The 25,922-nt window shown below is 68.6% G+C and carries 29 protein-coding genes; 19 read left to right on the plus strand and 10 right to left on the minus strand.

The genetic code is table 11. The annotated features are described in order from the left end of the window. Nucleotides 1–6: 6 nt before the first annotated feature. The 3 genes from ACXC9Q_RS34990 to ACXC9Q_RS35000 are packed head-to-tail and all read left to right on the plus strand — an operon-like array spanning nucleotide 7 to nucleotide 2,151. Nucleotides 7–1,128 (plus strand): amidohydrolase family protein, encoded by a 1,122-nt coding sequence (locus ACXC9Q_RS34990; protein ID WP_457060931.1) that lies wholly within the window; start codon nucleotides 7–9, stop codon nucleotides 1,126–1,128. Between the two features lie 32 nt (nucleotides 1,129–1,160). Next, nucleotides 1,161–1,811 (plus strand): sensor histidine kinase, encoded by a 651-nt coding sequence (locus ACXC9Q_RS34995; protein WP_457060932.1) that lies wholly within the window; start codon nucleotides 1,161–1,163, stop codon nucleotides 1,809–1,811. Next, entirely contained in the window at nucleotides 1,747–2,151 is a 405-nt protein-coding gene (locus ACXC9Q_RS35000; protein ID WP_457060933.1) for a LuxR C-terminal-related transcriptional regulator, read from the plus strand. Before ACXC9Q_RS34995 ends, ACXC9Q_RS35000 begins: the two co-directional genes overlap by 65 nt. A 65-nt stretch (nucleotides 2,152–2,216) precedes the next feature. Here the strand turns inward: ACXC9Q_RS35000 and ACXC9Q_RS35005 are convergent, their stop codons facing one another. Continuing rightward, complete coding sequence (locus ACXC9Q_RS35005; protein WP_457060934.1) at nucleotides 2,217–3,566, minus strand: SPFH domain-containing protein; 1,350 nt, start codon at nucleotides 3,564–3,566, stop codon at nucleotides 2,217–2,219. A 40-nt stretch (nucleotides 3,567–3,606) separates the two neighbouring features. Then, complete coding sequence (locus tag ACXC9Q_RS35010) at nucleotides 3,607–3,801, minus strand: hypothetical protein (RefSeq protein WP_457060935.1); 195 nt, start codon at nucleotides 3,799–3,801, stop codon at nucleotides 3,607–3,609. Nucleotides 3,802–3,925: 124 nt separating this feature from the next. Here ACXC9Q_RS35010 and ACXC9Q_RS35015 point away from each other — a divergent pair, with 124 nt between their 5' ends. After that, nucleotides 3,926–4,309 (plus strand): effector-associated constant component EACC1, encoded by a 384-nt coding sequence (locus ACXC9Q_RS35015; protein ID WP_457060937.1) that lies wholly within the window; start codon nucleotides 3,926–3,928, stop codon nucleotides 4,307–4,309. Nucleotide 4,310: 1 nt separating this feature from the next. After that, nucleotides 4,311–6,461 carry a caspase family protein gene (locus ACXC9Q_RS35020; protein ID WP_457060938.1) on the plus strand — a complete coding sequence of 717 codons (2,151 nt, stop codon included), beginning with the start codon at nucleotides 4,311–4,313 and terminating at the stop codon, nucleotides 6,459–6,461. Here ACXC9Q_RS35020 and ACXC9Q_RS35025 read toward each other — a convergent pair. The 4 genes from ACXC9Q_RS35025 to ACXC9Q_RS35040 are packed head-to-tail and all read right to left on the minus strand — an operon-like array spanning nucleotide 6,427 to nucleotide 10,437. Further along, nucleotides 6,427–7,251, minus strand: coding sequence for a carbohydrate ABC transporter permease (locus ACXC9Q_RS35025; protein WP_405072285.1), 825 nt, complete (start codon nucleotides 7,249–7,251; stop codon nucleotides 6,427–6,429). The two genes, ACXC9Q_RS35020 and ACXC9Q_RS35025, sit on opposite strands and share 35 nt — an antisense overlap. Next, nucleotides 7,251–8,201, minus strand: coding sequence for a carbohydrate ABC transporter permease (locus ACXC9Q_RS35030; RefSeq protein WP_457060939.1), 951 nt, complete (start codon nucleotides 8,199–8,201; stop codon nucleotides 7,251–7,253). Before ACXC9Q_RS35030 ends, ACXC9Q_RS35025 begins: the two co-directional genes overlap by 1 nt. Beyond that, the gene (locus ACXC9Q_RS35035; protein WP_457060940.1) at nucleotides 8,198–9,484 is read right to left on the minus strand and encodes an ABC transporter substrate-binding protein; all 1,287 of its coding nucleotides are present in this window, start codon (nucleotides 9,482–9,484) and stop codon (nucleotides 8,198–8,200) included. The genes ACXC9Q_RS35030 and ACXC9Q_RS35035 overlap by 4 nt, the downstream gene beginning before the upstream one ends. A gap of 5 nt (nucleotides 9,485–9,489) precedes the next feature. Further along, nucleotides 9,490–10,437, minus strand: coding sequence for a carbohydrate kinase family protein (locus ACXC9Q_RS35040; RefSeq protein WP_457060941.1), 948 nt, complete (start codon nucleotides 10,435–10,437; stop codon nucleotides 9,490–9,492). 125 nt (nucleotides 10,438–10,562) lie between these two features. Here ACXC9Q_RS35040 and ACXC9Q_RS35045 point away from each other — a divergent pair, with 125 nt between their 5' ends. The 11 genes from ACXC9Q_RS35045 (at nucleotide 10,563) to ACXC9Q_RS35095 (ending at nucleotide 18,778) form a co-directional block, all read left to right on the plus strand. Then, nucleotides 10,563–11,315 (plus strand): DeoR/GlpR family DNA-binding transcription regulator, encoded by a 753-nt coding sequence (locus tag ACXC9Q_RS35045; RefSeq protein ID WP_457060942.1) that lies wholly within the window; start codon nucleotides 10,563–10,565, stop codon nucleotides 11,313–11,315. After that, entirely contained in the window at nucleotides 11,312–12,655 is a 1,344-nt protein-coding gene (locus tag ACXC9Q_RS35050) for a 6-phospho-beta-glucosidase (protein WP_457060943.1), read from the plus strand. The genes ACXC9Q_RS35045 and ACXC9Q_RS35050 overlap by 4 nt, the downstream gene beginning before the upstream one ends. A gap of 174 nt (nucleotides 12,656–12,829) precedes the next feature. Then, entirely contained in the window at nucleotides 12,830–13,348 is a 519-nt protein-coding gene (rpsP, locus tag ACXC9Q_RS35055; RefSeq protein WP_329479542.1) for a 30S ribosomal protein S16, read from the plus strand. A gap of 5 nt (nucleotides 13,349–13,353) precedes the next feature. Next, complete coding sequence (locus tag ACXC9Q_RS35060) at nucleotides 13,354–13,605, plus strand: RNA-binding protein (protein WP_328526964.1); 252 nt, start codon at nucleotides 13,354–13,356, stop codon at nucleotides 13,603–13,605. A gap of 96 nt (nucleotides 13,606–13,701) precedes the next feature. Continuing rightward, nucleotides 13,702–14,250 carry a ribosome maturation factor RimM gene (rimM, locus tag ACXC9Q_RS35065; protein WP_457060944.1) on the plus strand — a complete coding sequence of 183 codons (549 nt, stop codon included), beginning with the start codon at nucleotides 13,702–13,704 and terminating at the stop codon, nucleotides 14,248–14,250. Nucleotides 14,251–14,260: 10 nt separating this feature from the next. Beyond that, on the plus strand, nucleotides 14,261–15,460 hold the full coding sequence (gene trmD, locus ACXC9Q_RS35070) for a tRNA (guanosine(37)-N1)-methyltransferase TrmD (RefSeq protein ID WP_457060945.1): 1,200 nt from the start codon (nucleotides 14,261–14,263) through the stop codon (nucleotides 15,458–15,460). Nucleotides 15,461–15,644: 184 nt separating this feature from the next. Then, on the plus strand, nucleotides 15,645–16,004 hold the full coding sequence (gene rplS / locus ACXC9Q_RS35075; RefSeq protein ID WP_329479536.1) for a 50S ribosomal protein L19: 360 nt from the start codon (nucleotides 15,645–15,647) through the stop codon (nucleotides 16,002–16,004). A 143-nt stretch (nucleotides 16,005–16,147) separates the two neighbouring features. Continuing rightward, nucleotides 16,148–16,777, plus strand: coding sequence for a signal peptidase I (gene lepB, locus ACXC9Q_RS35080; protein ID WP_457060946.1), 630 nt, complete (start codon nucleotides 16,148–16,150; stop codon nucleotides 16,775–16,777). Then, nucleotides 16,774–17,538, plus strand: a complete 765-nt coding sequence (gene lepB / locus ACXC9Q_RS35085; RefSeq protein ID WP_457060948.1) for a signal peptidase I — start codon at nucleotides 16,774–16,776, stop codon at nucleotides 17,536–17,538. Before lepB (ACXC9Q_RS35080) ends, lepB (ACXC9Q_RS35085) begins: the two co-directional genes overlap by 4 nt. A 141-nt stretch (nucleotides 17,539–17,679) precedes the next feature. Beyond that, nucleotides 17,680–18,378, plus strand: coding sequence for a ribonuclease HII (locus tag ACXC9Q_RS35090; RefSeq protein ID WP_457060949.1), 699 nt, complete (start codon nucleotides 17,680–17,682; stop codon nucleotides 18,376–18,378). A gap of 76 nt (nucleotides 18,379–18,454) precedes the next feature. Then, entirely contained in the window at nucleotides 18,455–18,778 is a 324-nt protein-coding gene (locus tag ACXC9Q_RS35095) for a DUF2469 domain-containing protein (RefSeq protein WP_012922325.1), read from the plus strand. 27 nt (nucleotides 18,779–18,805) lie between these two features. On the opposite strand, the gene dprA is transcribed toward ACXC9Q_RS35095, so the two are convergent. The 4 genes from dprA to ACXC9Q_RS35115 all read right to left on the minus strand — a co-directional run bounded on the left by dprA (nucleotide 18,806) and on the right by ACXC9Q_RS35115 (nucleotide 23,831). Next, entirely contained in the window at nucleotides 18,806–20,059 is a 1,254-nt protein-coding gene (gene dprA / locus ACXC9Q_RS35100; protein ID WP_457060951.1) for a DNA-processing protein DprA, read from the minus strand. Nucleotides 20,060–20,141: 82 nt separating this feature from the next. Further along, complete coding sequence (locus tag ACXC9Q_RS35105) at nucleotides 20,142–21,704, minus strand: YifB family Mg chelatase-like AAA ATPase (RefSeq protein WP_457060952.1); 1,563 nt, start codon at nucleotides 21,702–21,704, stop codon at nucleotides 20,142–20,144. Further along, nucleotides 21,704–22,060 (minus strand): YraN family protein, encoded by a 357-nt coding sequence (locus ACXC9Q_RS35110; RefSeq protein ID WP_457060953.1) that lies wholly within the window; start codon nucleotides 22,058–22,060, stop codon nucleotides 21,704–21,706. Before ACXC9Q_RS35110 ends, ACXC9Q_RS35105 begins: the two co-directional genes overlap by 1 nt. Nucleotides 22,061–22,208: 148 nt before the next feature. Continuing rightward, nucleotides 22,209–23,831: an APC family permease gene (locus ACXC9Q_RS35115; protein WP_457060954.1), complete on the minus strand. Its 1,623-nt coding sequence runs from the start codon at nucleotides 23,829–23,831 to the stop codon at nucleotides 22,209–22,211. Nucleotides 23,832–23,967: 136 nt separating this feature from the next. On the opposite strand from ACXC9Q_RS35115, the gene ACXC9Q_RS35120 reads away from it, so the two are divergent. The 3 genes from ACXC9Q_RS35120 (at nucleotide 23,968) to ACXC9Q_RS35130 (ending at nucleotide 25,920) form a co-directional block, all read left to right on the plus strand. Beyond that, nucleotides 23,968–24,909 carry a tyrosine recombinase XerC gene (locus ACXC9Q_RS35120; protein ID WP_457060955.1) on the plus strand — a complete coding sequence of 314 codons (942 nt, stop codon included), beginning with the start codon at nucleotides 23,968–23,970 and terminating at the stop codon, nucleotides 24,907–24,909. 63 nt (nucleotides 24,910–24,972) lie between these two features. Next, a complete protein-coding gene (locus tag ACXC9Q_RS35125) occupies nucleotides 24,973–25,452 on the plus strand; it encodes an RrF2 family transcriptional regulator (RefSeq protein ID WP_328519471.1) in 480 nt (159 codons plus the stop codon). A gap of 69 nt (nucleotides 25,453–25,521) precedes the next feature. Beyond that, nucleotides 25,522–25,920, plus strand: coding sequence for a VOC family protein (locus tag ACXC9Q_RS35130; RefSeq protein ID WP_329479520.1), 399 nt, complete (start codon nucleotides 25,522–25,524; stop codon nucleotides 25,918–25,920). Nucleotides 25,921–25,922: the final 2 nt, after the last annotated feature.

The raw sequence follows: 25,922 nt of genomic DNA on the forward strand, positions 1-25,922 counted from the left end.
GGCGGTATGACGGTGTTCGATTCCTTCCCCGCCCCGCCGCCCCGGTCACCCGGCGTACTAAAGCTGGTCGGCACAGTGCTGCCGGCCGGCGAGCAGCGGGAGCTCCACCTCAGCGGTGGGCTGGTCGTCGACCGGCCCACCGCTGCCGATGTCAGCACCGTGCACACCGGTGGCTGGATCGTGCCCGGCCTGGTCGACGCGCACTGCCACATCGGCCTCGACCAGCACGGCGCGGTCGACCGGGAAACCCAGGAGCAGCAGGCGATCGCCGACCGCGCGGTCGGCGCGCTGCTGGTCCGGGATGCCGGTTCGGCCGCGGACACCCGCTGGATCGACGAGCGCGAGGATCTGCCGAAGATCATCCGGGCCGGCCGCCACATCGCCCGGTCGAAGCGCTACATCCGCAATTACGGCTGGGAGATCGAGCCGGACGAGCTGGTCGCGTACGTCGAGCAGGAGGCCGGCCGTGGTGATGGCTGGGTCAAGCTGGTCGGCGACTGGATCGACCGGGACGCCGGCGACCTCACCGCATGCTGGCCGGCCGAGGCGCTGACCGCGGCGATCGCCCGCGCGCACGAGCTCGGCGCCCGGGTCACCGCGCACGTGTTCGGCGAGCACGCCCTCCCGGATCTGCTTGCCGCTGGCATCGACTGCATCGAGCACGGCACCGGCCTGCTGCCGGACATGCTCGACCGGATGGCCGCGCACGGTGTCGCGGTGGTCCCGACGCTGATCCAGCTGGAGAACTTCCCGCAGTACGCCGATCAGGCCGCCGCCAAGTTCCCGACGTACTCGGCCCACATGCGCGACCTCTACGACCGCCGCCTGGTCCGGCTGCGGGACGCTTACGAGGCCGGCGTACCGGTGTACGCCGGGACCGACGCCGGCGGCGTACTCGGGCATGGCCTGGTGGCGCAGGAGATCCAGGCCCTGACCGAGATCGGGATGTCGGGGGAGCAGGCGCTGGCGGCCGGGTCATGGGGTGCGCGCGAGTGGCTCGGCGCGTCCAGTGAGCTGAGGCCCGGTGATCCGGCGGACCTGGTCGTGTACGACGAGGATCCGCGGGCCAACCCGGCCGTCCTGACCCACCCGCGGCTGATCGTCCTGCGCGGTCGAGTGGTGGCATGACCCCCTCACGCCAGCATGACCAGTAGAGCCTGATGGGTGTCGACGTCGACAGCTGGTCGAAGGCACTGACACTCGGCCCGCTGCAGGTGGCAGTCACTCTGGGCTTCCTGGGCTGGGTCCCGCCGGCCGTGGCCCGCGGACACGCTCGAGCGGTACGGCACCTGCTCGCACCGAGTCAGGCCGAGTTGGACACCGCACGGTTGCAGCAGCGGGTCGTGGAGCTGACCAAGAGCCGGGCCGGCGCCGTGGACTCCCATGGTGCAGAGCTACGGCGCATCGAACGCGACCTGCACGACGGCACGCAAGCCCAACTGGTGTCGCTGGCCATGCGGATCGGCATCGCCAAGCAGACCATGGCCGACGACCCGGAGAAGGCGGCCAAGCTGCTCGACGACGCCCGCGACGGCGCAGAGCAGGCGATGAACGAGCTGCGCGGCGTACTGCGGACCATGTATCCGCCGATCCTCGCCGACCGCGGTCTGGACGGTGCGGTCTCCGCACTGTGCGCGCGCTGCCCACTGCCGGTCGACCTCCGGCTGGGCGAGCTCAGGCAGGTGCCGGCCCCGTGGAAGCCTCCGCGCCGCGATCGAGGTCCGCCGGGTCCGGCCCGGCCTCCCGGTGCTGGTCTTCTCGCAGTACGTCGAGGAGGTCTACGCGGCCGAGTTACTCGCGGCCGGCAGTGAAGGCGTCGGCTATCTGCTGAAGGACCGGGTGTCCCGGGTCGACGAGTTCATCGAGGCGGTACGGCGGGTGGCCGCGGGAGGGACTGTGCTCGACCCGGAGGTCGTCAGCCAGCTGATGGTCAAGCGGAGCAACCCGCTGGACCGGCCGACGCCACGGGAACATGAGGTACTCGCGCTGATGGCGGAGGGACTCGGCAACACAGCGATCGCCGAGAAGCTGGTGATCTCCGAAGGCGCCGTCCACAAGCACGTCGGCAACGTCTTCCTCAAGCTCGAGCTGCCCCCGACCGATTCCGGTCACCGCCGCGTGCTTGCCGTACTCGCGCACCTCGGGCTCTGAAAGCCATAACGTCCGAAGAACCGAGCGCTACAGGCCTCAGTTCTTCGGACGTTACGCGGGGGTCGTTACGCCGTCTCGTCGGGGACGGACTCCAGGAAGGGCTTCTGGTCCTTCTTGGTGGCCAGGGAGTCGATCAGCTGCTTGGCCAGGGCGAAGCCGGAGCCGCCCATGGTGATGGTCTTCACCAGGGTGTCTTCGATGCCCTGGGCACCGTTCAGCACGACCATGTTGCCGACCTTGTCGAACGACGACGACGCGGCCCGGACGATCTCCGGGTACGCCTCGGCCAGCTGCTGGGCGACGACCGCGTCGGTGTTGGTGGCCAGCGCCTCGGCCCGGGCCTTGATACCGGCCGCCTCGGCCATCGCCTTCGCCTGGACGGCGGCTGCCTCGGCCTTACCGGTCAGCTCGGTCGCCTTCGCCTGCGCCTCACCGCGCAGGTGGACCTCCCGGGCCTGCGCCTCGGCGGCCGCGATCTGCGCGTCACGGGCGGCCTGGGCGAGCGTGCGCTGCCGGTACGCCTCGGCGTCGGCCGGCTTCAGAACGGTCGACTCCAGCTGCTTCTCGGCCAGCGACGCGTTCAGCTTCGCGGTCTCCGTCTCGGCGACCACGACCTCCTGCCGGGCCAGCGCCTCGGCCAGCGGGCCGGACTGGGACGCCTTCGAGTTGGCCTGGTCGACCTCGGCCTGGTAGCCGGCCTGGGCGATCGAGCTCTCCCGGACGGCCGCGGCCTTCTGCGCCGCGGCGGCCTGCTCGCGCTCGGTCGCCTCCCGGTCGCGCTCGGCCTGCGCGATCCGGGCCGCGGCCTCGACCGCGGCGGCCTGCGGGCGGCCCAGGTTCTTGATGTAGCCGGACTCGTCGTCGATCTCCTGGATCTGCAGCGAGTCGACCACGAGGCCGAGCTTCTCCATGTCGCCCGCCAGCGAGCCGCGGATGTTCGTGGTCAGCGTCTCCCGGTCGTGCAGCATCTCCTCGACCGTCGTCGAGCCGACGATCGCCCGCAGGTGACCCGCGAACAGCTCGTGGATCGTGCTCATCACCTGCTCGTCGCTCTGCTCCAGGAACCGCCGGGCCGCGTTCGCGATCGAGCCGTAGTCGTCACCGACCTTGTACGCCGTGACGCCCTTGATGTGCAGCGGGATGCCCTGGCTGGACACGCAGGTGACGGTCAGCGGTGTCGCGCGGATGTCCAGCGGCAACCGCCGTACGGTCTGGAAGCCCGGCAGGACGGCGGTGCCGCGTCCGACCACGATCTTGAAGCCGAGCGTCTCGTTGATCTGCTCGGAGCTCGAGTGCGCGCCGAGGCCGGAGATGATCAGGGCCTCGTTCGGCTCCGCCACCCGCCAGACCATCCGGAACACGATGAGGAGGACGACCACCGCCACCACGGCGATGATCACGTACGTCCAGAGCATTTCCCCTCCAGGGGCTGTACAGATTCAGAGGAACAGGGAGTCAGATGGCGCGAGCGACGTACACGGTGCGGGGCGGGTCGAAATCGACCACGACCACCTGCGTGCCCACCTCGATCACCTCGTCGGTCGCCGGGTAAGCGTAGAAGGCCTCGGTGGCACCCCGGATCGGCAGCATCACCTCGCCGACGATCCCCGGTGCGATCCGGCCGATCACGCGTCCCCGCTTGCCCACCATGACGCCCCTCCGACGTACAGCTGTCACTCTGGGTTCCGCAGCCTACCCGCAGGTCACGCCTTGTCGCCGGGACGGCACAGGAGCATGGTTGAACCACGCGCGGCCTGGGGGACGGGGAGGGATCATGGGCGCCGATGTTCGTGTTGGGGTGGTCGAGGAGGGATCCGACGAGGCGCGGCTCGAGGAGTTGGCGCTGCTGCTGCGGGAGGAGTTGCTGACGCTCGACGTCCAGTCGGTCGAGCCGTACTACGAGGGTGCGGCACCCGAGGGGACGCGGGGCGGCCTGGCCGCGCTCGCAGGCGTTCTGTCCGTCTCGTTGGCACCTGGCCTGCAGGCGATCGGCGCGGTTGTCGCCGTGGTGCGAGGGTGGCTGCGCAGGTCCGGCGGCGGGCGGACGGTGAAACTCACGATCGACGGGGACGTGATCGAGCTGACCGGTGCCAGCGATCGGGCGCAGCAGGAACTCGTGGACGCCTTCATCCGGCGTCACAGCGGCGCGGACGGATGAGATGGGCGGCTCGCGCGTCGCGCTCGTCGTAGCCAACGACCAGTACGCCGATCCTGGGCTGCGCAGCCTGGCCGCCCCGGCCCAGGACGCGGCCGCGCTGGCGGAGGTGCTGACGGATCCGTCGATCGGCGGGTTCGAGGTCCGCGTCCTGCACAACGAATCGGCGCAGGAGATCAGGTTCGCGGTCGAGGACTTCTTCGCCGACCGCGCGCCCGAGGACCTGTTGTTGCTGCACTTCTCCTGCCATGGCTTGAAGAACGCGGCCGGCGAGCTGTTCCTGGCCGTCGCGGACACCCGGCCGACGAGGCTTGCGTCGACCGCGGTGGCAGCGGACTTCGTCAACCGGCAGATGGCCGACAGCCGCGCGCAACGGATCGCACTGTTCCTGGACTGTTGCTACGGCGGCGCATTCCCGCGGGGCATGGTCGTCCGCGCGGCCGGCGAGGCGCAGGTCCGGGACGCCTTCGCCGGGCAGGAGCAGGTCGGCGGCGGGCGTGGCCGCGTGATCGTCACGGCGTCCAGCGCGATGGAGTACGCCTTCGAGGGCGGCCAGCTGACAGCGGATGCGTCGACGCCGGCTCCGTCGGTGTTCACCAGCGCCGTCGTCGACGGCCTGACCACCGGTGAGGCGGACAAGGACGGCGACGGTTGGGTCGGACTCACCGAGCTGGTCGGGTACGTGACCGACCGGGTCCATCGGGTCACTCCGAACCAGAATCCGCAGATGTGGACGTTCGGATCGCAGGGCGAGCTGCTGATCGCGCGCAGCCGGATCCGCCGGATCACCCCGGCCCCGCTCGCACCGGAACTGTCGCAGGCGATGGAGAGTCCGTTGCCGGCAGCAAGGTTCGGTGTCGTCGACTACCTGCGTGAGCGTCTGGACGATGCGGACCTCGCGCAGGCGTACGCCGCGTGGCAGGCACTGCACCGGATGGTCGGCGACGACAGCCGCAAGGTGTCCGAAGCCGCGACCGAAGCGATCGCCCACGGCGTCCCGCGCGTCACGCCGGCCGAGCTGGACCTCAAGCTCGCCGATGGCGTGGCGGTCGGCGAACTGCGGGTCGAGGGACCACCGATCGCCCGGACCGCGGTCGCTTCATCCGCGGCCGGCTGGGTCAGGGTGGAGCAGGACGGCGCGACCGTGCGGTTGACGGCATCGCCCACATCACCGAGTGACCGCCTTGCCTCGGTGGTCGTCGAGGGACCGACCGGGCAGTGCACAGTGCCGGTCCGGCTGACGATGCCGGACACCGAGTCCGAACCACCACCCCCACCACCCGAACCCGAACCCCCGTCCAAGCCGACGCCGGTCCCGCAGCCACCTGCACCCGAGCAGGCCCAACCGGCGCCGGTCGTCAGCCAGCAGTCCGAAAAGCCCCGGAAGACACCGGGATCCGAGGAGCCTCCGAAGACGTCGGGGCAGGTGCCGTGGTGGGCGGTGGCCGCACTGACCGTCGGAGCCCTGATCCTGGTCGTCCTCAACTGGCCGAGCGCGTACCGGTATATCTGGTACGACCACGACAACACGGGGTGGTACGTCTACCGCGGCTGGGGCGACTCCGTGATCCTGTCCTCGTTCGCGGCCTTGCTGGCCGGCCTGGCCGCGCGATGGTCGGGACCCATCGCGCTGGGTGTGGTCGGCGGCTGCGCGGTGTCGCTGATCGAGAGCGGCCTGGTGATCCTCGGCGGCGGCATCTCCTGGAACGAAACCGGCACCTGGGTCGCCACGGTCGCGCTCGCCGCCGCGATGGTCGCCGTACTGCTGATCGTGCTCCGCCCGGCCGGCTGGAGATTCTGGCCGGTCGCGGCGCTGACGGCAGTCCTGATCGTTGCCGGCGGCCTCTTGTTGCTGGCGAGCGCGTTGATCAAGCACCCGGACGGCATTTCGTGGTTCACCGTCACCAACCTGGCTGTAGTGGAGCCCCTTGTCGCGGTCGGACTGGCCTGGCTCGCCGTGGCAGCGACGGAGACCAGGACCCGGATCTGGCTGACGACCGCGGTGACGACGTACGCCGTGATCAGCATCATCGGCACCATCCCCGCCGCGACTCGGGGCGACTCACCGCCCGCCTTCCTCACCGCGCTGCTCGGCAACGCGCTGGTGGCAGCCGCCGTACTCATCCGCGTACGGCGCCCTCCGTCGCACCCTTGATGAACTGGCGGGCGAAGATCGCGAAGACGATCACGAGCGGCACCATCGCCATCAACGCACCGGTCATCACCATGCTGTAGTCGACGCCGTGCGACCGGTTCAGCGTGGACAGCGCCACCTGCAGGGTGAGGTGGTCGGGATTGGTCAGCACGATCAGCGGCCACATGTAGTCGTTCCATGACGCGACGAACGTGAAGATGCCGAGGAACGCCAGCGCTGGCCTCGCCGACGGGAGCGCGACATGCCAGTACGTGCCGAGGAACCCGCAGCCGTCCAGCGTCGCGGCCTCGACCAGCTCGTCGTGGATCGAGTTCTGGAAGTACTGCCGCATCCAGAAGATCCCGAACGCGTTCGCCGCCCCCGGAATGATCAGCGCCTTCAGCGAACCGACCCACCCGAGGATCGCCATCGTCTGGAACTGCGGTACGGCGGCCAACTGCGCGGGCAGCAGCATCGTCGCCAGCAGCAGCACGAACAGGGCCTGCCGGCCAGGGAACCGGAACTTGGCGAAGGTGAACGCGGCCAGCGAATCGAAGAACAGCACCAGCAGCGTGGTGGAGATCGCCACCACCGCGGTGTTCGCCATCGACTGGAAGAACGCCACGTTCGCCAGCACGTGCCGGACGTTGTCGTCGAACTGCGACCCGAAGGTGAACTTCGGCGGGAACCGGTAGATGTCCGCCGTACTGTTCGACGCCATGATGATGGTCCAGGCGAACGGGAACATGAACACCAGCAGGGCCAGCACGAGCACGGCGTGCAGCGCGATCCCGCGCCATCGGTAGCGCATCATCGGTCCTCTCCCCGCCCGCGGAAGATCCGCCAGTTGACGGCCGTGAACAACAGCACGAGCAGGAAGATGCTCAGCGCGATCGCGGCGGCGTACCCGTAGTCGTTGTCCAGGAACGCAGCCCGGTAGAAGAACAGGACGACGGTCATCCCACTCTGCCCAGTACCGCCGCTGTTGCCGACCATCACCTGCGGCTCGGTGAAGGTCTGCAGTCCGCCGATGGTCGAGATGATCACGGTGAACAACACGACCGGCCGCAGTTGCGGCAGCGTGATCGAGAAGAAGGTCCGGACGGCGCCGGCCCCGTCGACCTTGGCCGCTTCGTACTGCTCTCTCGGGATCGCCTGCAGACCGGCCAGATAGATCAGCGTGTTGTACCCGACCCACTGCCACACGATCATCGTCGAGATCGCGATCTTGATCCCCCAGGGCTGGCCGAGCCAGTCCTGCTGCGGAATGCCGAGCGCGCGCAGCCCGGCGTTCACCAAGCCGAAGTTGGTGCTGAACACCGAACTGAAGAAGATCGCCATCGCGACCAGCGAGGTGACGTTCGGGATGAAGTACGCGATCCGGTAGACGTTCGTGAACCGTACGGCGGACTGGAGCATCACCGCGAGCACCAAGGCAATCGCCAGCGTCGGAACCGTGGACATCAGGAACAGGACCACGGTGTTCTTCAGCGCCTGCCAGAACGTCGGGTCCGCGACCAGGAACTTGAAGTTGTCCAGTCCGGTGAACCGACGGGCGCTCAGACCGTCCCAGCGCTGGAACGCCAGAACGATCGTCGACACCATCGGGTAGAGCCCGAAGACCGCGAACAGCAGGTAGAACGGCGACAGCGCCAGATAGAACCGCCAGTACGACCAGACCCGGCGCCCGCGCCGCCGACCAGCAGGGGATCCGGTCAGCGGCGCGGTGTGCGTGGCCGGCGCGGTCGCCGTTCCAGTCACTGCACGCCCTGCCGTTTGGCGATCGCCTTCGCCTTGGACACGGCGGAGGCCCAGGCGGCATCGGAGGTCTTGGAACCGGTCTGCACGGTCTTGAGTTCGTCGTGGAACGGTGCGGCCACAGCGTCGTCGAACGGGCTCTGGTACGCCACCGGGATGGCCTTGGCGGCCGGGCCGAAGGTGTCGATCGGCACCTGCCCGCCGAAGAACGGATCGGCCGCCTTCAGTTGCGGTTTGTCGTACGCCGCCGGGGCGGAGGGGAAGATCTGGGCGTCGGCGAACGCCTTCGCCTCGTTGTCCGGGCTGAGCATGTACTTGATCACCTCGAACGCCTTCTGCGGATCGGCCGCGTTCTTGGTGATCGCGAGGAACGAGCCGCCGAAGTTCGCCGGTCCGCTCGGCGTCGGGGCCAGCCGCCACTTGCCGACGCTGGTCTTGACCGCCGACTTGATGTCCAGCGCCACCCAGGCGGCGCCGATGTGCGCGGGGATCGTGCCCTGGTCGAGGCCGGCGTTCCAGTCCGGGCCACCGCTCGGCGTCTTGCCGTCGATCTTCAGCGTCATCGCCTTGACCGAGGTGTCCCAGGCCTTGCGGATATGGTCCTGGTCGCCGATGAACGTGTTGTCCTTGGAGATGTACCGCTCGGTGCCCTGGCCGACGACCATGTCGTACAGGTCGGTGGCGTCCCAGACGAGCGGCGCCTTCGGGTTCGCCTTCTTCAGCTCGACCCCGGCGGCGAAGAAGTCGTCCCAGGTCTTCAGTTGCTCGGCCACCTTGGCCGGGTCGCTCGGCAGTCCGCCCGCCGCGAAGACGTCCTCACGGTAGAACAGCGCGGTCGGGCCGACGTCGATCGGCAGGCCGATCACCTTGCCGTCCAGCGTCGTGGCCTGCATGACCTTCCAGTCCAGGTAGTCGCCGAGGATCGAGTCCGCGCCGACCGTCTTCAGGTCCACGAACCGCTCGGCCTGCGGCAGCAGCGAGGCGATGTCCTCGCCCTTGAGGCCGGTGATGTCCGGGATGCCCGTACCGCCGTTGAAGGTGGTGATCAGCTTCTGTTTGAAGTCGCCGCCGATCTCGGAGTACTTGATCTTCGGGTCGGGGAAGTGCGCGATCGTGTCGTCGAGCACGGACTTGCCCAGACCGCCCGGCCAGCACCACATCGCCAGCTCGGTGGTGGTGTTCTTCTTCGCCGTCGTCCCGGTGTCCATCCCGGACGAGCAGCCGACGAGGGATCCGCCAAGCACGGCCGTGAAGCCCCCGAGCAGCGTCCGACGTGAGAGCTCCATGGGTTCTACCTTCCTGAGTGGGCGCTGATCAGCGCGTGGAGGTGGTGGTCTTCGGGATGCGCGGCCTGCCAGGCCGCCAGGTCCGCCCAGCGGGGCGCGGCGTCGGCGCCGCCCAGCCGGGTGACCGACAGCGCCGCGGTGAGTGCGGCGAACCGCAGACGCTGCTCGAGTGGCAGCTCCCATAACGTGGCGGCGATGAAACCGGCGGCGAACACATCACCCGCCCCGGTGGTGTCCGCCGCCGGGACCGGATACGCAGGTACGGCGACTCTCTCGCCAGTACTCGCGTCGAGCGCGAGGGCTCCGGCTGCGCCGTTCGACACGACGACCAGCGGCACCTGCTCCGCCAGCCGGTCGAGCGCCTGCTCCGGACTGTCCGTCCGGGTGTAGCTCATGGCCTCGCCGGCGTTCGGCAGGAACACGTCGCAATGCTCGAGCTGATCGAGGACGGCCGGGTCCCACTGCTCGGACGGATCCCAACCCACGTCGGCGAACACCACGCAACCGGCCGCCTTCGCCTTCGCGAGCCACTCGTTCGGCCAGGGGCCGATGTGGGCGGCGACGGCTCGGGCGGCCGGTGGCGCGGTGATCAGCTCGTCGGCCGACAGCAGGGGAGGGGTCCCGCGGGTGACCAGTGCCCGATCGTTGTCATAGGCAAGGGCCACGGTGAGCGGGGTCCGCCAGCCGGCGAGCTTGCGGGAGAGAGTCAGGTCGATGCCCTCGGCGGTCAGGCGGTCCCAGACGCGGTCGCCTTCGGGGTCCGCGCCGAACGCCGCGGCCAGTCCGGTCCGCACGCCCAGCCGGGCCAGCGCGACCGCGAAGTTCGCGATGCCGCCGGGGCTCTCGTGCGAATCGGTGGCCCAGACTTCGGTGCCGGGCCGGGGCGGCGTGGGCAGGCCGAGCACCAGATCCTGGAAGACCAGGCCGGACACCACCACGTCCACGTCGTGCATGGTCAGCACACTCCTGCAGGGTCGATCAAACTCGTGCATGCATCTTGAAGCTACTACGCAATCTCCGCAATACCTGCGCATGTCTTTGACGGAAAATGATAGAGTTTGCGTGATACGGTCTGTCTGTGTTGCCGAAGCAGCGACAGGATCAGATCGTCCGCGCGCTCCGGGCCGACGGGGCCGGGGGCGTCAAGGTGCTGGCCGGCCAGCTGGGGGTCAGTGAGGCGACGATCCGCCGCGACCTCGAGCAGTTGCACGCCGAAGGCCGGCTCACCCGGGTCTACGGTGGCGCGCTCGCGGTTGACGGCGGTGACGAGCCGTTCGCGGACGTGAACGCCGTACACGCCGAGGAGAAGGACCGGATCGCGCGCCGGGCCGCGGAGCTGGTGAGTGACGGCGAGTCGGTGTTGCTCGACATCGGGACCACCGCGCTGCGGGTCGCGCAGCACCTGCACGGCCGCTCGTTGACGGTGGTGACGAGCAATCTCGCCGTACTCGAAGAGTTGCAGCACGACGAGCAGATCGAGCTGATCGTGCTCGGCGGGTTCGTCCGGCGGAGCTACCGGTCCCTGGTCGGGTACCTGACCGAGGAGAGCCTGCGGCAGATCCACGTCGACTGGCTGTTCCTCGGGACCAGCGGGGTCCGGCCGGACGGGCGCGTCATGGACAGCACGATGATCGAGGTGCCGGTGAAGCGCGCGATGATCAAGGCCGCCGACCGGGTGGTGCTGCTCGCGGACCGGACGAAGTTCCCGGGGCACGGGGTTGCGCGGGTGTGCGAGCCGGGCGAACTCTTCATGGTGGTGACCGAGCCCGACGCCGACGAGGCGACCCGGGCCCAACTGGCGGAGGCGGGGGTACAGGTGATGTTGGCGTGAGGCTGACCATTCTCGGCGGCGGTGGATTCCGGGTGCCGCTCGTCTATCAGGCGTTGCTGGGTGATCGTGGCGCCGGCCGGATCACGTCGGTGGTGCTGTACGACGCCGACCGGACGCGGCTCGCGTCGATCGCCGCGGTGCTACGGCAGCAGGCCGCAGCGGTGGCCGACGCTCCGGTAGTCACCGAAACGACCAATCTGGACGACGCGCTGCGTGGTGCGGACTTTGTCTTCTCGGCCGTCCGGGTGGGCGGTCTGGAAGGGCGGACTGTCGACGAGCGGGTCGCGCTGGATCTCGGCGTACTCGGGCAGGAGACGGTCGGAGCCGGTGGGATCGCTTACGGCCTGCGGACGCTGCCGGTCGCCGTGGGAATCGCCCAGCGGATCGCGGCGGTCGCGCCCGAGGCCTGGGTCATCAACTTCACCAACCCGGCGGGGATGGTGACCGAGGCGATGATCCCGTACCTGGGGGACCGGGTGATCGGGATCTGTGACTCACCGTCCGGGCTGGGCCGTCGAGCCGCGTTGGCGCTCGGCCTCGATCCGTCGACTGCCTTCTACGACTACGCGGGGCTGAATCACCTGGGCTGGCTGCGCGGTCTGCGGTCGGGTGGAGTGGATCGACTGCCTGCGCTGCTGGAGTCGAGCGATCTGCTGGCGTCCTTCGAGGAGGGGCGGCTGTTCGGCGCGGACTGGCTGCGGTCGTTGGGGTGCATCCCGAACGAGTACTTGCATTACTACTACTTCGCGCGCGAGACGCTGGCCGCCGTACAGGGTGTTCGGCAGACGCGGGGGACGTTCCTGCTGGAGCAGCAGTCCGCGTTCTACGCCGAGACCGAGCGGCATCCGGAGCATGCGCTGGAGCTGTGGCAGAAGACCCGAGCCGAGCGTGAGTCGACGTACATGGTGGAGAGCCGCGAGATCGCCGACGCGGGAGAGCGCGACGAGCGCGACATGGCGGCCGGCGGTTACGAGCAGGTCGCGCTGTCGCTGATGCGGGCGATCGCCCACAACGAGCGGGCCTCACTGATCCTGAACGTCCGGAACCGTGGCGTACTGCGTCAGTTGGACGACGACGCCGTGGTCGAGATCCCCTGCACGGTCGACGCCAACGGTGCGCTGCCGGTCACCGTGTCCCAGCTGACCGACCACCAGGCCGGTCTGGTCTGCTCGGTCAAGGCCGTCGAGCGGTCCACGATCGAAGCCGCAGCCTCCGGATCCCGGGATGCCGCGTTGCGGGCCTTCGCCTGGCATCCTTTGATCGACTCCGTGACCGTGGCGGGGAAGCTTCTCGACTCGTACGCCGGCCAACTGCCGGATCTCGCCCGCTTCCGGGCGTGACGCCGGATTCGTCGCCGTACCCGACTATCTGGCACAATGGCCTGCTGAGTCCGTCCAGGTTCGTGCAGCCCTCTAACTCCACTGCCTGATGCGGCCCATTCGAGTGGTCACCCGTTGTCCCCACGACGCTGTGCTGCTCACCCAGACATGTAATCCAAGGGAGACCCCACAAACGTGGCAGTCAAGATCCGTTTGAAGCGCATCGGCAAGAAGCGTGCGCCGCACTACCGCATCGTCGTGATGGACGCCCGCACCAAGCGTGACGGCCGCGCCATCGAGGAGATCGGCAAGTACAACCCGAAGACCGAGCCGTCGTTCATCCACGTCGAGTCGGACCGGGCGCAGTACTGGCTGAGCGTCGGCGCGCAGCCGACCGAGGCCGTCGAGGCGATCTTCAAGGCCTCCGGCGACTGGCAGAAGTTCAAGGGCGAGGCCGCTCCGGCGCCGCTGCGGGTCAAGGAGCCGAAGCGGGACAAGCAGGAGATCTTCAACGAGGCCCTCGCCGAGGCGCACGGCACGCTGAAGACCGAGGCCGTCACCGCCAAGAAGACCGCGGCGAAGAAGACGGCCGAGAAGAAGGACGACGCGCCCAAGGCCGAGGAGCCCAAGGCCGAGGAGCCGAAGGCCGAGGCTGCTGAGGCTCCGGCCGAGGCTGCCGCCGAGGCCGCGCCGGCCGACGACGCCAAGGCCTGACGATGATGGAGACCGAGGCGCTCGAGCACCTGGTCCGAGGCATCGTGGACAACCCCGACGACGTCAGCGTCCGGGCCCGGAACCTGCGGCGTGGCCGCACCCTCGAGGTGCACGTCCACCCCGACGACATCGGCAAGGTGATCGGCCGCAACGGCCGGACCGCCACCGCCATCCGCACCGTCGTCGGCGCCCTCAGCTCCGAGTCCTCCCTGCGCATCGACTTCGTCGACGAGCTCAACCGGCGTCCGCGCCGCTGACTCGCAGCAGTCCCCGAAGGGCCGCACCCCACCGGGTGCGGCCCTTCGCCATATCCTCAGGTGAATCGTCGTGTCTGCAGAGAGAGGTTTGTGCGGGTGTTGGTGACTGTCGGACGGATCGGCCGGGCGCATGGTCTCAAGGGCGAGGTCGGGGTGGACGTCCGTACGGATGAGCCGGATCGGCGGTTCGCGGAGGGCGCGATCGTGGTGACGGACTCGAAGGTGCCGCGGACGCTGACCGTGGCAGCGAGCCGCTGGCACAGTGGGCGGCTGCTGGTGAAGTTCGCCGAGGTGCCGGACCGGACCGCGGCCGAGCAGTTGCGGAATCTGACCGTGCGATCCGAGGTCTCGGAGGACGAGCGCCCCGAGGACCCGGAGGAGTACTACGACCGCGAGCTGATCGGTCTGGCCGTCCGCACCGACGACGGCGCCGAGGCCGGCGAGATCATCGACGTCGTCCACCTGCCTTCGCAGGATCTCCTGGAGATCCGCCGCCCGGCGGGCAACGCCGTACTCGTGCCCCTGGTCGAGGAGCTGGTCCCGGAGATCAACGTGGACAAGCGGTACGTCGTCGTGGCCGACCGGCCCGGTCTGCTGGACCCGGAGGGCGCCGAGGTGGCCCCGACCGAGCCGGGCCCGGAGTGAGGCCGGACAGATGAGGCTGGACGTCGTCACGATCTTCCCGGAGTACCTGGCCGCGCTCGACGTCTCTCTAGTCGGCAAGGCGGCCAAGAGCGGCCTCCTGGACATCCACCTGCACGACCTGCGCGAGTGGACCCACGACCGGCACCGCACCGTCGACGACACCCCGTACGGCGGTGGCGCCGGCATGGTGATGAAGCCGGAGCCGTGGGGCCAGGCCCTCGACGCCATCGCGCCCGCAGACGGCCCGACGCAGCCACGGCTGATCGTGCCGACGCCCGCAGGCCGCCCTTTCACCCAGGAACTCGCCTACGAGCTCGCGGCTGAGCCATGGCTCGCTTTCGCGTGCGGTCGCTACGAGGGCATCGACGCGCGGGTCGCGTCGTACGCCGGTGAGCGCATGCGGGTCGATGAGGTGTCCATCGGCGACTACGTGCTCAACGGCGGTGAGGTCGCCGTACTCGTCATGGTCGAGGCAGTGGCTCGCCTCCTGCCCGGAGTGATCGGCAACCCGGAGTCCCTGGCCGAGGAGTCGCACTCCGGTGACGGCCTGCTCGAGTACCCGGTCTACACGAAACCCCCGAGCTGGCGCGGGTACGACGTACCCGACGTACTGCTCTCGGGGAACCACGGCCTGATCGCCGACTGGCACCACGAGGAGTCGGTACGCCGTACTGCCGAGCGCCGGCCTGATCTGCTCGCGGCGTGGGGCGATGCGGTCGCCGGGAAGGACGATGCGGCGTCGCAGGTCCGGCTGCTGCCGGCCACCGAGGAGGACGCGGGGGAGCTCTACACGCTGCAGCTGGCAGCCTTCCTCTCGGAGGGACGGCTCTACGACGATCTCGCCATCCCGCCGCTGGCCGAGGAGCTGGACGCGTGTGTCGCCAGGGTCAAGCAGGGCGGCGTGCTCAAAGCGGTCGCGGGCACGCGGATCGTCGGCTCGGTGCACCTGACCGTGGACGGTGAGGTCGGCCACATCGGACGGCTCATGGTCGCGCCGGACTGGCAGGGCCGTGGTCTGGGCGCCCGGTTGCTGCGAGTCGCCGAGCAGCTAGCGCCCGCCGGCGTCACGTCGTACCAGCTCGACACCGGTGCGGAGAGTGACCGTAACCTCGAGCTGTATCGGAAGGCCGGTTACCGTGAGGTACATCGACGGCAGCAGACCGCGAAGGTCGAGTTGGTCGTGCTCACGAAGCGTCGCAGGCGGCGCTGATTTCGGTTCCGCTGGCGCGGTGTGGCAAGATTGCTCGTTGCTGCCCTTCGGTGCTCCTGCCACAGGGGGTGACCACCGACCGGCAGCACCCGACGAGCTGTGCAAATATGCAGAGCTTTTCATGACTTCATCACCACCGACATTTCGTGGGTGACCTGTGGCACGCGCGAGGAAGAGACACCTGATGAGCAACGTCCTGAACGAGCTCGACAACGCGAGCAAGCGCGACGACATCCCCTCCTTCCGTCCCGGTGACACCGTCAAGGTGCACGTCAAGGTCGTCGAGGGCAACCGGTCCCGCGTCCAGGTGTTCCAGGGTGTCGTGATCCGGCGCCAGGGTGGTGGCCTGCAGGAGACCTTCACGGTCCGCAAGGTCAGCTTCGGCGTCGGCGTCGAGCGGACCTTCCCGCTGCACACCCCGATCGTCGAGAAGATCGAGGTCGTGACCCGCGGCGACGTCCGCCGGGCCAAGCTCTACTACCTGCGCGAACTGCGCGGCAAGGCAGCCAAGATCAAGGAGAAGCGGGACGTCCCGGCCTCCTGAACGTCTTCTAGCGACGACGGTCACCTATGGCGCCGAGCACTGCGACTCGCGCTCGCCCTCGCCCGGCATCGAGGGCACGTCGCAGCAAGGGACGTCACCGCAGGCTGAAGCAGCGGAATCCGCTGCTCAGTCTGCTCGTCGAGATGACCACCGTGACGGTGCTCGCACTCGTCATCACGGTGGTGCTGCGGCTGTTCGTCGCGGAGGCGTTCTACGTCCCGTCGGAGTCGATGTACGACACCCTGACCAAGGACGACCGGATCCTGGCCGAGAAGATCAGCTATCTGCACCGGGACGTCGACCGCGGTGACATCATCGTCTTCAAGGACCCGAGCAACTGGCTGAACGAGGAGCAGGCGGAGCCCGGCCCGTTCCGCAAGGTCGGTGAGTTCGTCGGCATCCTGCCGCGCAGCGGCGAGGGTCACCTGGTCAAGCGCGTCATCGGCATCGGCGGTGACAAGGTGGTCTGCTGCAACAGGGCCGGCCAGATCACCGTGAACGGGATCCCGCTGGACGAGCGCGAGTACCTGCTCAAGGACGCCAAGCCGTCCGAGGTGCCGTTCTCCGTGGTCGTGCCGGCCGGCCATCTGTGGGTGATGGGCGACAATCGGGCCGAATCGGCCGACTCCCGTGCCCATATGGGCGGCCCCGGCGGTGGATTCGTGCCGGTCGAGAACGTGGTTGGCCGGGCCTGTTGCGTAATCTGGCCGTCTGACCGGATGACGATGCTGCGTCCTCCGGAAACCTTCAAGAAGCCGGGGCTGAAGAAGTGACCGATACACCGACCAAGACGGACACCAAATCCGGCCACCGCTCGGGCTTCGGGGCGGCGGCCCGCGAATTCGTGCTGATCGTGGTCGGGGCCCTGATCGTCTCCTCGATCCTGCGGGCGTTCGTCGGGCAGATGTTCATCATCCCGAGCGAGTCGATGGAGAACACCCTGCTGGTCGGGGACCGCGTCGTGGTCGAGAAGCTCACCGACGTGAAGCGCGGCGACGTGGTCGTCTTCGAGGATCCGGGCGGCTGGCTCGGCCCGGAGGAGAGCGGTCAGAAGCGCGGCTCGATCGGCCGGTTCTTCGAGGTCGTCGGCCTGCTGCCGGACTCCAGCCACGGTCACCTGATCAAGCGCCTGATCGGCATGCCGGGCGACAAGGTCGCCTGCTGCGACTCCAAGGGCCGACTCCTGGTCAACGGTCAGCCGCTCGACGAGACCAGCTACCTGTATCCGGGCGACGCGCCGTCGCAGATGGAGTTCCAGGTCACCGTCCCGGCGGGGCGCGTGTTCGTGATGGGTGACCATCGCTCCGCCTCGGGGGACTCCCGCGTCCACTTGCAGGACACCGACTCCAACGGCGCCAACCAGGGTGACGCCGCCTTCGTCCCGATGGACAAGATCACCGGCCGCGCGATCATGATCGTCTGGCCCGCCGGCCGCTGGGCCAAACTCGGCGTACCGGACACCTTCAAAGCCGTTCCAGCGCCCGGCCCGGCCCCGGACAAACCCTCGATCTCCCTCACCCCACCACCCAAGTGAGAGACCCCCGGTGCCCAATCTCTCGCCCTTCGGCCCCGGCCACACTCGACGCACTCGCCATACCCAGCCAGCTGCACCCGACCTCCTGCAGTGTTGGTCGGTGCGGCTGCCTAGGGTGGGGTGTGTGATGCGGAGGGCTGCATGAGTGCGTTGCCGCGTGGGAGCACGGTCCGGCGGGATGCCGGGTTGTACGGGTACGAGCGGGCCTTGCGCCGCGTCGGCTTGGACCCGATCGCCGGCGTGGACGAGGCCGGCCGCGGACCCTGCGCCGGCCCGCTGGTCGCCGCCGCGGTGATCCTGCCGGAGGGCAAGCGCGGTCAGATCCCGGAGCTCGCCGACTCCAAGCTCCTCACCGCCAAGGCGCGCGATCGCTGCTACGACGAGATCCGCAACCGCGCCCTCGCTTGGTCGGTGGTCGCGATCGAGTCGACGGAGTGTGACCGCCTCGGCATGCACGTCGCCAACGTCGAAGCGCTCCGGCGAGCCCTGTTCCGTCTCGACGTACGCCCGGCGTACGTGCTGACCGACGGCTTCGGTGTCGACGGTCTCGACGTACCGGGCCTGGCGATCTGGAAGGGTGACCGCGTGGCGGCTTGTATCGCCGCCGCATCTGTGATTGCCAAGGTGACGCGGGACCGGGTGATGGAGCACTGGGACAAGGTGTACCCGCAGTACGGTTTTGGGATCCACAAGGGCTACTGCACGCCTGAGCACCAGGCGGCACTGGACGAATACGGCCCGTGCCCACAACATCGACGGCGGTTCGAGAATGTCCGCCGCAGTCTGCGACCCGATATGGGACAGAATGTGACCAGTCCCACCGGAGTGGAGAGCCTGTGAGTGAGCGTAGCGAGCGAACCAGCAACTCAGCGCCCCACAGCGCTCATGCCGGAGCCGAGCGTAGCGAGGTGGCGGCATGAGCGCTGACGACCTCGAGAAGTACGAGACCGATATGGAGCTACAGCTCTATCGGGAGTACAAGGACGTCGTCGGGATCTTCAAGTACGTCGTGGAGACCGAACGGCGCTTCTACCTGTGCAACGCGGTCGATCTGAAGGTCCGCACCGAGGGCGGCGACGTGTACTTCGAGGTGACGATGGCCGACGCGTGGGTCTGGGACGTCTACCGTTCCGCCCGCTTCGTCAAGAACGCCAAGGTGGTCACCTTCCGCGACGTCAACATCGAAGAACTCGCCAAGTCCGACCTGGAAGTCCCCAAAGACTCCGACTTCGGCCGCTGACGGCCCGTTGACCGCCCGCACCAGGGCTCATGAGCTCGGCAGGCTTTGGTCTGGTGGAGTTGTTGGGGTCAGGTGCCAGCCGGAGTCGTCGTGCTCGATGAGGTGTAGATCTGCGAGGGTGTCGAGGCAGCTCTCGGTTGTGGGGAGGTCCAAGCCCGCTGTGGTGGCTATGCGGTCGGCGGGGGCCGAACGGACGACAGGGACGGCGTCGAGCGTGCGGCGGAGGTCGTGGTTCAGGTCGTCGACCGGATTCTTGGGGGCTTGCGGGTACGGGGTGAGGCGGGTGCCGAGCGGCGAGATCGCTTCGATGATGTCGGCAACGTTCGTGACGAGGACGGCGTCTCGTTCGCGGACCAGGAGGTGACTGCCTTCCGACATTCGCGACGTGATCGGGCCTGGCACGGCGAGCACAGCGCGACCGCAGTGCTCGGCCCAGCCCGCGCTGTTGAGGGCACCGCTGCGTACGGCGGCCTCGATCACGACCGTCCCCAGCGTGCCGGCGGCGATGAGCCGGTTGCGGGACAGGAACCGCAATTTCGTCGGCGAACATCCCGGCGGCAGTTCACTCACGACCAGGCCGTCCTCGACGATCCGGCTGAACAGTGCCGAGTTGCTCTTCGGATAACTGACATCGACCCCGCATGCCAGCACCGCAACCGTCAGCCCCGACGCTGCGAGCGCGCCACGGTGAGCCGCTGCGTCGATCCCGTAGGCCCCGCCGGACACCACGGTGACGCCGTTGTCCGCCAGTCCCGACGACAGCTCAGCCGCGACATGCTCGCCGTACGACGAACACGCGCGCGCACCCACCATCGCCACGGCCTGGGCAAGCGCACGCCGCAGATTCGCCGGGCCGCGGACCCACAAGCCGAAGGGCACGCCCGCTCGGCGGCTCAGCTGGCCGGCCTCCGCGAGGATCTCCACCTGCTCCGGCCACTCGTCATCCCCAGGAATCACAAACCGTGCCCCCGCCGCAGCCGCTCGCTCCAAGTCGCGCTCCGGCTCAGCCTCGGCCAGCCGGGTAGACCACCGCTCGACCCCAGGAGCCTTCTGCTGCAGCAGCTCCCAGATCTCCAGCACGTCCAACCCGTCAAACGCCTTGAGCGCCGCCAGATCCCCGGGCTCCACCACTCGAGACAACCCAACCCGGGCCAACCGCTCCTCGTCATCACCCCCACCAACCCCGGCCCGCCCCGGTCTGTTCGGCGGCGGAGGCGTCTTGAGCGGCAGACTCGCGTCCGCCGCGAGGCCGTTGGTCGTGGTGGCGCAGGTCGAGTTCATATCGGGCTCCTTAGTGCGGGACAGCTGTCGGAGGGGTCAGTCAGCCGGGGAGACTGCTGAGGTCGGTCAGCCGCCGCCGGGGTCAGGTGAGGGGGCGGGTGTCGGCGAGGTTGGTTAGGGGTTCGCCGGTGCGGAGTTGGAAGGCTTGGTGGGTGAGGTCGACGGTGGGTTGGGCGATGCCTTCCAGGTCGGCCAGGGTCCAGGCGAGGCGGACGACGCGGTCGAAGCCGCGGGCGGTGATTCGGCCGCCGGAGTAGAGGTCCTCGAGGAGTTTCTGGCTGGCGACATCGAGTGGGTAGTCGCGGCGGAGGACCGGGCCGGGGACCTCGCTGTTGAGGATCCAGCCGGTGTCGCGGTAGCGGTGCCCTTGGCGCTCGCGAGCCGACTGGACGCGAGCGGCAACGACCGCGGTCGACTCCGGCTTCTCGTCGGTGATGGCGCGGGCGGCCGGCAAGATCTGGCGCTGGATGTCGAGGCGGTCCTTGATCGGGCCACTGATCCGTTGCCGATAGCGCGCCAGCACTTGAGGCGTGCAGTTGCAGATCCCTTGCTTCGTCCCGGACAGTCCGCAGGGGCAGGGATTGGCCGCCAGGACCAGCATGAAGCGTGCCGGGAACTTGGCCACCGCGGCCGACCGATGCACCTCGATGTACCCCGACTCGAGCGGCTGCCGCAGTGTGTCCAAGGTGAGCGGATGCATCTCGGGCGCCTCGTCGATGAAGAGGATCCCGCGGTGTGCGCAACTGATGGCACCGGGCCGCGGCATCCCCGAGCCGCCACCGACGAGGCTCGACAGCGACGCTGTGTGGTGTGGCGCGATGAACGGCGGACGAACGACGAGCTCGGCGTCGCTGGTCAGCAGCCCTGCCAGCGAGTGCACAGCCGACACTTCCAGCGAGTCGTCCGTGCTCAGGTCGGGCATCAGTCCAGCGAGCCGCTCCGCCAGCATCGTCTTGCCGGACCCTGGCGGCCCGTGCAGGAGCAGATGATGCCCACCCGCGGCCGCGGCCTCGATCGCCCGCCGCCCTTCGTGTTGGCCGATGACATCGTCGAGATCGACCTCAGGAACCCGTGTCAGCGACTCGGACAACAGCCGCGGCTCGGCGCGTGGTGGGGCCTCGTCCGGCACCTCGGTCCCGCGGAGTAGCGCGAGCACCTGCCGCAATGACCGCACGCCGTACACCTCGATGCCGGGGACCAGGCGGGCTTCGCCGGAGTTGAGCTCGGGGACGACGATGCGCTCGAAGTTGGCCCTGGCGGCGGCCAGCGTCATCGCGAGGGCACCACGGACCTCACGGATCCGGCCGTCGAGTCCGAGCTCGCCGATGATCGCCGTCTGCCGGAGCGGGCCGGGCTCGACCACCCCGGCCGCCGTGAGCAGAGCCAGAGCGATCGCGACATCGTAGTGAGAACCGGTCTTGGGCAGTGTGGCCGGCGAGAGGCCGATGGTGACCTTGCGGTCGGGGAATCGCTCCCCGCTGTTCACGACCGCGGCGCGGACCCGGTCGCGGGCCTCGGACAGCGACGCGTCCGGTAGGCCGATCAGCGTTGTCTTCGGCAGGCCCTGGGCGATGTCCGCTTCGACCTCGACCAGATGCCCTTCCAGGCCGACCAGAGCGACCGACCACGTCTGTGCCAGCGACATCAGGCCGCACCCCGCACGTGGTCGACACTCGGCGGCGTGTTGTGGTCGAAGAGGACCGCGATGACGTCGATCCGGATCGCCGCGGGTCTGAGCTGGTGGGTCTGCAGCCAGCGGCCAGCCAGTTTCCGGAGCGTGGTCAGCTTCCGGTAGGTGATCGACTCCAGCGGGCTGCCGTAGTTCAGCCCGCGGCGCGTCTTCACCTCACAGACGACAAGCGTGTCGCCTTCGCGCGCAACGATGTCGATCTCGCCGAGCTCGCAGCGCCAGTTGCGCTCGAGCACGGCGAAACCGTGCGACGTCAGATACCTCGCGGCGAGATCCTCGCCGTACCGCCCGACTGCGTTCTTGGTCCGCATCGATGACCACCTCCGGCTAAGAACATGCCGGGATCAGGCCACGATTTCAGACCTCAGTTTTCGCCTGTGGACAACTCTGCCGCCGATGATGTTGCCGGGGACAACGATCGTGGGCACGACGGTGCCGCGGACAACCGCCGGGACGGCGTCAGTTGCGCATGTGCTTGCCGCGGGACGGTTTGTGCTGCTCGTGCGGCGGTGTGCGCACCGCACGCAACTCGTTCGGATCTGGATGGATCGCCTGCAGGCCGCCGGTCCCGGGATCCGTGTCGCCGATGTCGAAGTCCCAGCTGTCCTCGTTCGCCAGCCGGCTGTGCCAGCGCCCGTACAGGCCGTAGATCGCCAGTCCGATCGCCATCCAGATGCCGAACTTCGTCCAGGTGCTCGTCTTCATGTTGAGCATCAGCCACAGTGTTGCGCCCAGCGACAGCAGCGGGATCAGCGGCACCATCGGCACCCGGAAGCCGCGCTCCAGGTTCGGCTCGGAGCGGCGCAGAGTGAGGACGCCGATCGCACAGAACGCGAAGCAGAACAAGGCGCCGATGACCAGCAACTCCTCCAGCTCCAGCACCTTCGGATAGAGCGTCAGCGCCAGGGCGGCGACGCCGGCAGCGGCCGCCGCACGGGCGGGGGAGGAGTAGACCCGGCTGACTCGACCAAGGCTCTTCGGCAGGAGACCATCGCGGCCCATGTTGAACAGGACGCGGCTCTGCGCGATGAGAACGACCATGATCACCGTCATCAGCGCCAGCAGGGCGCCTAGGTTGACCACCTTCGCGGCCCAGCCGACGCCGACCGCGGCCATCGCCTCCGAGACCGGTGCGCTGCCGCCCAGCTTGCTGTACGGGCGCATTCCGACCAGTACGACGGCCATCGCGATGTAGAGGATCGTGACGGCACCGACGCCGAGCAGCATGCCTTGTGGAACCGTCTTGCGCGGACTGCGGGCGTCCTCGGACGCGGTCGCGATCAGGTCGAACCCGATGTAGGCGAACACGATCGAGCTGGCCGCGGTGAAGATGCCCATGATGCCGAACGAGCCGAACGACGAATCCAGGATCCAGCCGAGCAACGTCGGGCTGGCGGTCGCGGGCGCGGCCCGGGCCATCGGGACGAACGGGTGGTAGTTGGCCATGTTGATGTGCGCGGCGCCGACGATCACGACCAGCAGGATCACGGCGACCTTGGCGATCACCACGACCGTCAGCACCCGGGCCGACAGCTTGGTGCCGGTCACGATCAACGCGGTCAGGATCAGCAACAGCACCGGGGCGACGAGGTTGACCTCGGCGTTCGGGCCGAAGAACTTGGCCACACCGGTGGGCAGCGTGACACCGAATCCGTCCAAGGTGGCCAGGAAGTACGCCGACCAGACGCGGGCGACGATGGCCGCCGCGGTGACGAGCTCGAGCACGAGCGCCCAGCCGACCAGCCAGGCCCACATCTCGCCGAAGGTCACATAGCTGAAGGTGTACGCGCTACCCGAAACAGGAATGGTGGACGACAGCTCGGCGTAGCAGGCCGCGGCCAGCACACACACGATCGCCGCGATCACGAACGAGATGATCACGGCCGGGCCGGCGACCGTGGCCGCCTGGTTACCGCTGATGCTGAAGATGCCGGACCCGATCATCACGCCCAGGCCAAGTACAACCAGGTCGCGACGACCGAACAAGCGCGGCAGACGGTGTCGCGCGTCCTCGACTCGAGTGAACGCCGACTCGACCGGCAGGCGCCGGCCTACGGTCTGTCCGTTCGCTGAGGGGGCCATGGTCAGGGGTGCCTCCGTTGCTACTAGGGCAATCGGGCCGAACAGTAGTCGACCGTCGGGCTATCGACCAGACCTCCTCTCCTCGACCCCCGCGCGGTGGCTTGCGATGCCGCGCCGGCTCCCGCATCGTCGAGGCATGACGCCGGACGCTGTCAGCGCGAACCCCGACTGGCCGGAGGGTTTCGCTGCGTTACTGGCTGACTACGAACGGCATCTGACGGCGGAAAGAGACCTCAGCAGACATTCCGTCAGAGCCTACATCGGGGATGTCGCGGATTTACTCGAACATTTGATTCGGCTTGGTCACGATGATCTCGAGGCCCTCGACATCCGCGGGCTGCGCTCCTGGCTGGCCAAGCAGCAGAGCCTCGGCAAGGCGCGCAGCACGATGTCGCGGCGGGCCACGGCCGCGCGTGTCTTCACCGCGTGGGCGCAGCGGACCGGCCGGATCAGCACGGATCCGGGGGCATTGCTGGCGAGCCCGCGGCCGCACAAAACCCTGCCCGGCGTGCTGGGCCAGGCCGACACTCGAGCCGTCCTGGATGCCGCCGCGGTGGCAGCGGACGACGGCAGCCCGGTCGGCCTGCGCGATCTGGCGATCATGGAACTGCTGTATGCGACCGGCACCCGCGTCGGCGAGCTCTGCGCCCTCGACATCGACGACATCGACACGGCCCGTCGCGTCGTCCGCGTCTTCGGCAAGGGACGCAAGGAACGCTCCGTCCCGTACGGCGTGCCCGCGGCCGAAGCTCTCCAGAGATGGCTGCACGAGGCGCGACCGGAGTTGGCGCGACACGGGAGCGGCCCGGCTGTCTTCCTGGGTGCTCGCGGCGGCCGGATCGACCAGCGAGCGGTACGGCGTCTCGTCCACGAGCGGATCGGGGTCGTCGACGCGCCGGACCTGTCGCCGCACGGGCTCCGGCACACGGCCGCTACCCATCTGCTCGAAGGTGGTGCCGACCTTCGCAGTGTCCAGGAACTGCTCGGGCACGCGTCGCTGGCGACCACGCAGATCTACACCCACATCTCGACCGAACGGCTCCGCAAGGCCTACGAGCAGGCCCATCCTCGAGCCTGATCCGCGGCCGGGCCGGGGTGTGGATGCGGCGCGGTGGCAGGGCGATGGGGCAGACTGCGGGACATGCGGGTTTCGGCGAAGTCTGACTATGCGTTGCGGGCGTTGATCGAGATCACTCAGCGATGGGTGGCGAACGATCCCTCGGTGGTGTCGGCCGAGGAACTCAGCCGCGCGCAGGGGATTCCGCACGGCTTCCTGCAGGGCATCCTCGCCGACCTGCGCCGCGCCGGCGTGCTGGTGAGTCAGCGCGGCCAGTCCGGCGGGTGGCGGCTGGCCGTCGATCCGAACGAGATCTCGGTCGCCGACGTGATGCGCGCGGTGGACGGACCGATCGTGAGCATCTCCGGGGTGCGGCCCGAGAGCGTCGCGTACAACGAGCGGGCCGTCGTCCTGCAGCGCGTCTGGATCGCCGCGCGGGCCAGCCTGCGCGACGTGCTCGAGCACACCACACTCATCGACCTCGCCAAGAACAAGCTCCCGGCCGGCGTCGAACGCCGTTCCCGCGACGAGGACGCCTGGCAGGCTCGGGTCCCCGGCAGCTGAGGCTCGCACTCCGGCCTCGCCGTTGCTACAGTGACGACTTATATAAGTCGAGACTACAGGAGGGGTTTGATGGCTGAGCAGATCTCCACGTTCCTGATGTTCGAGGGCAGGGCCGAGGAGGCGATGAACTTCTACGTGTCGCTCTTCGACGACGCAGAGGTCGTCTCGATCACTCGGCACGGCGCGGAAGGCCCCGGCCCCGAGGGGTCGGTGATGACCGCGGTGTTCACGCTCGCAGGGCAGCGGCTCATGTGCAGTGACAGCTTTGTGCAGCACCAGTTCACCTTCACTCCGTCGGTGTCGCTGTTCGTCGACTGTGCGGACGAGGCCGAGCTCGACCGGCTGTACGCCGCCCTGTCCGAGAAAGGCGGGGTGCTGATGCCGCTCGGGGAGTACGGCTTCAGCCGGAAGTTCGGATGGGTCAACGACCGCTTCGGGGTCTCATGGCAGGTCAATCTGCCCGCCTAGTT

It is taken from the genome of Kribbella sp. CWNU-51, assembly GCF_054073265.1.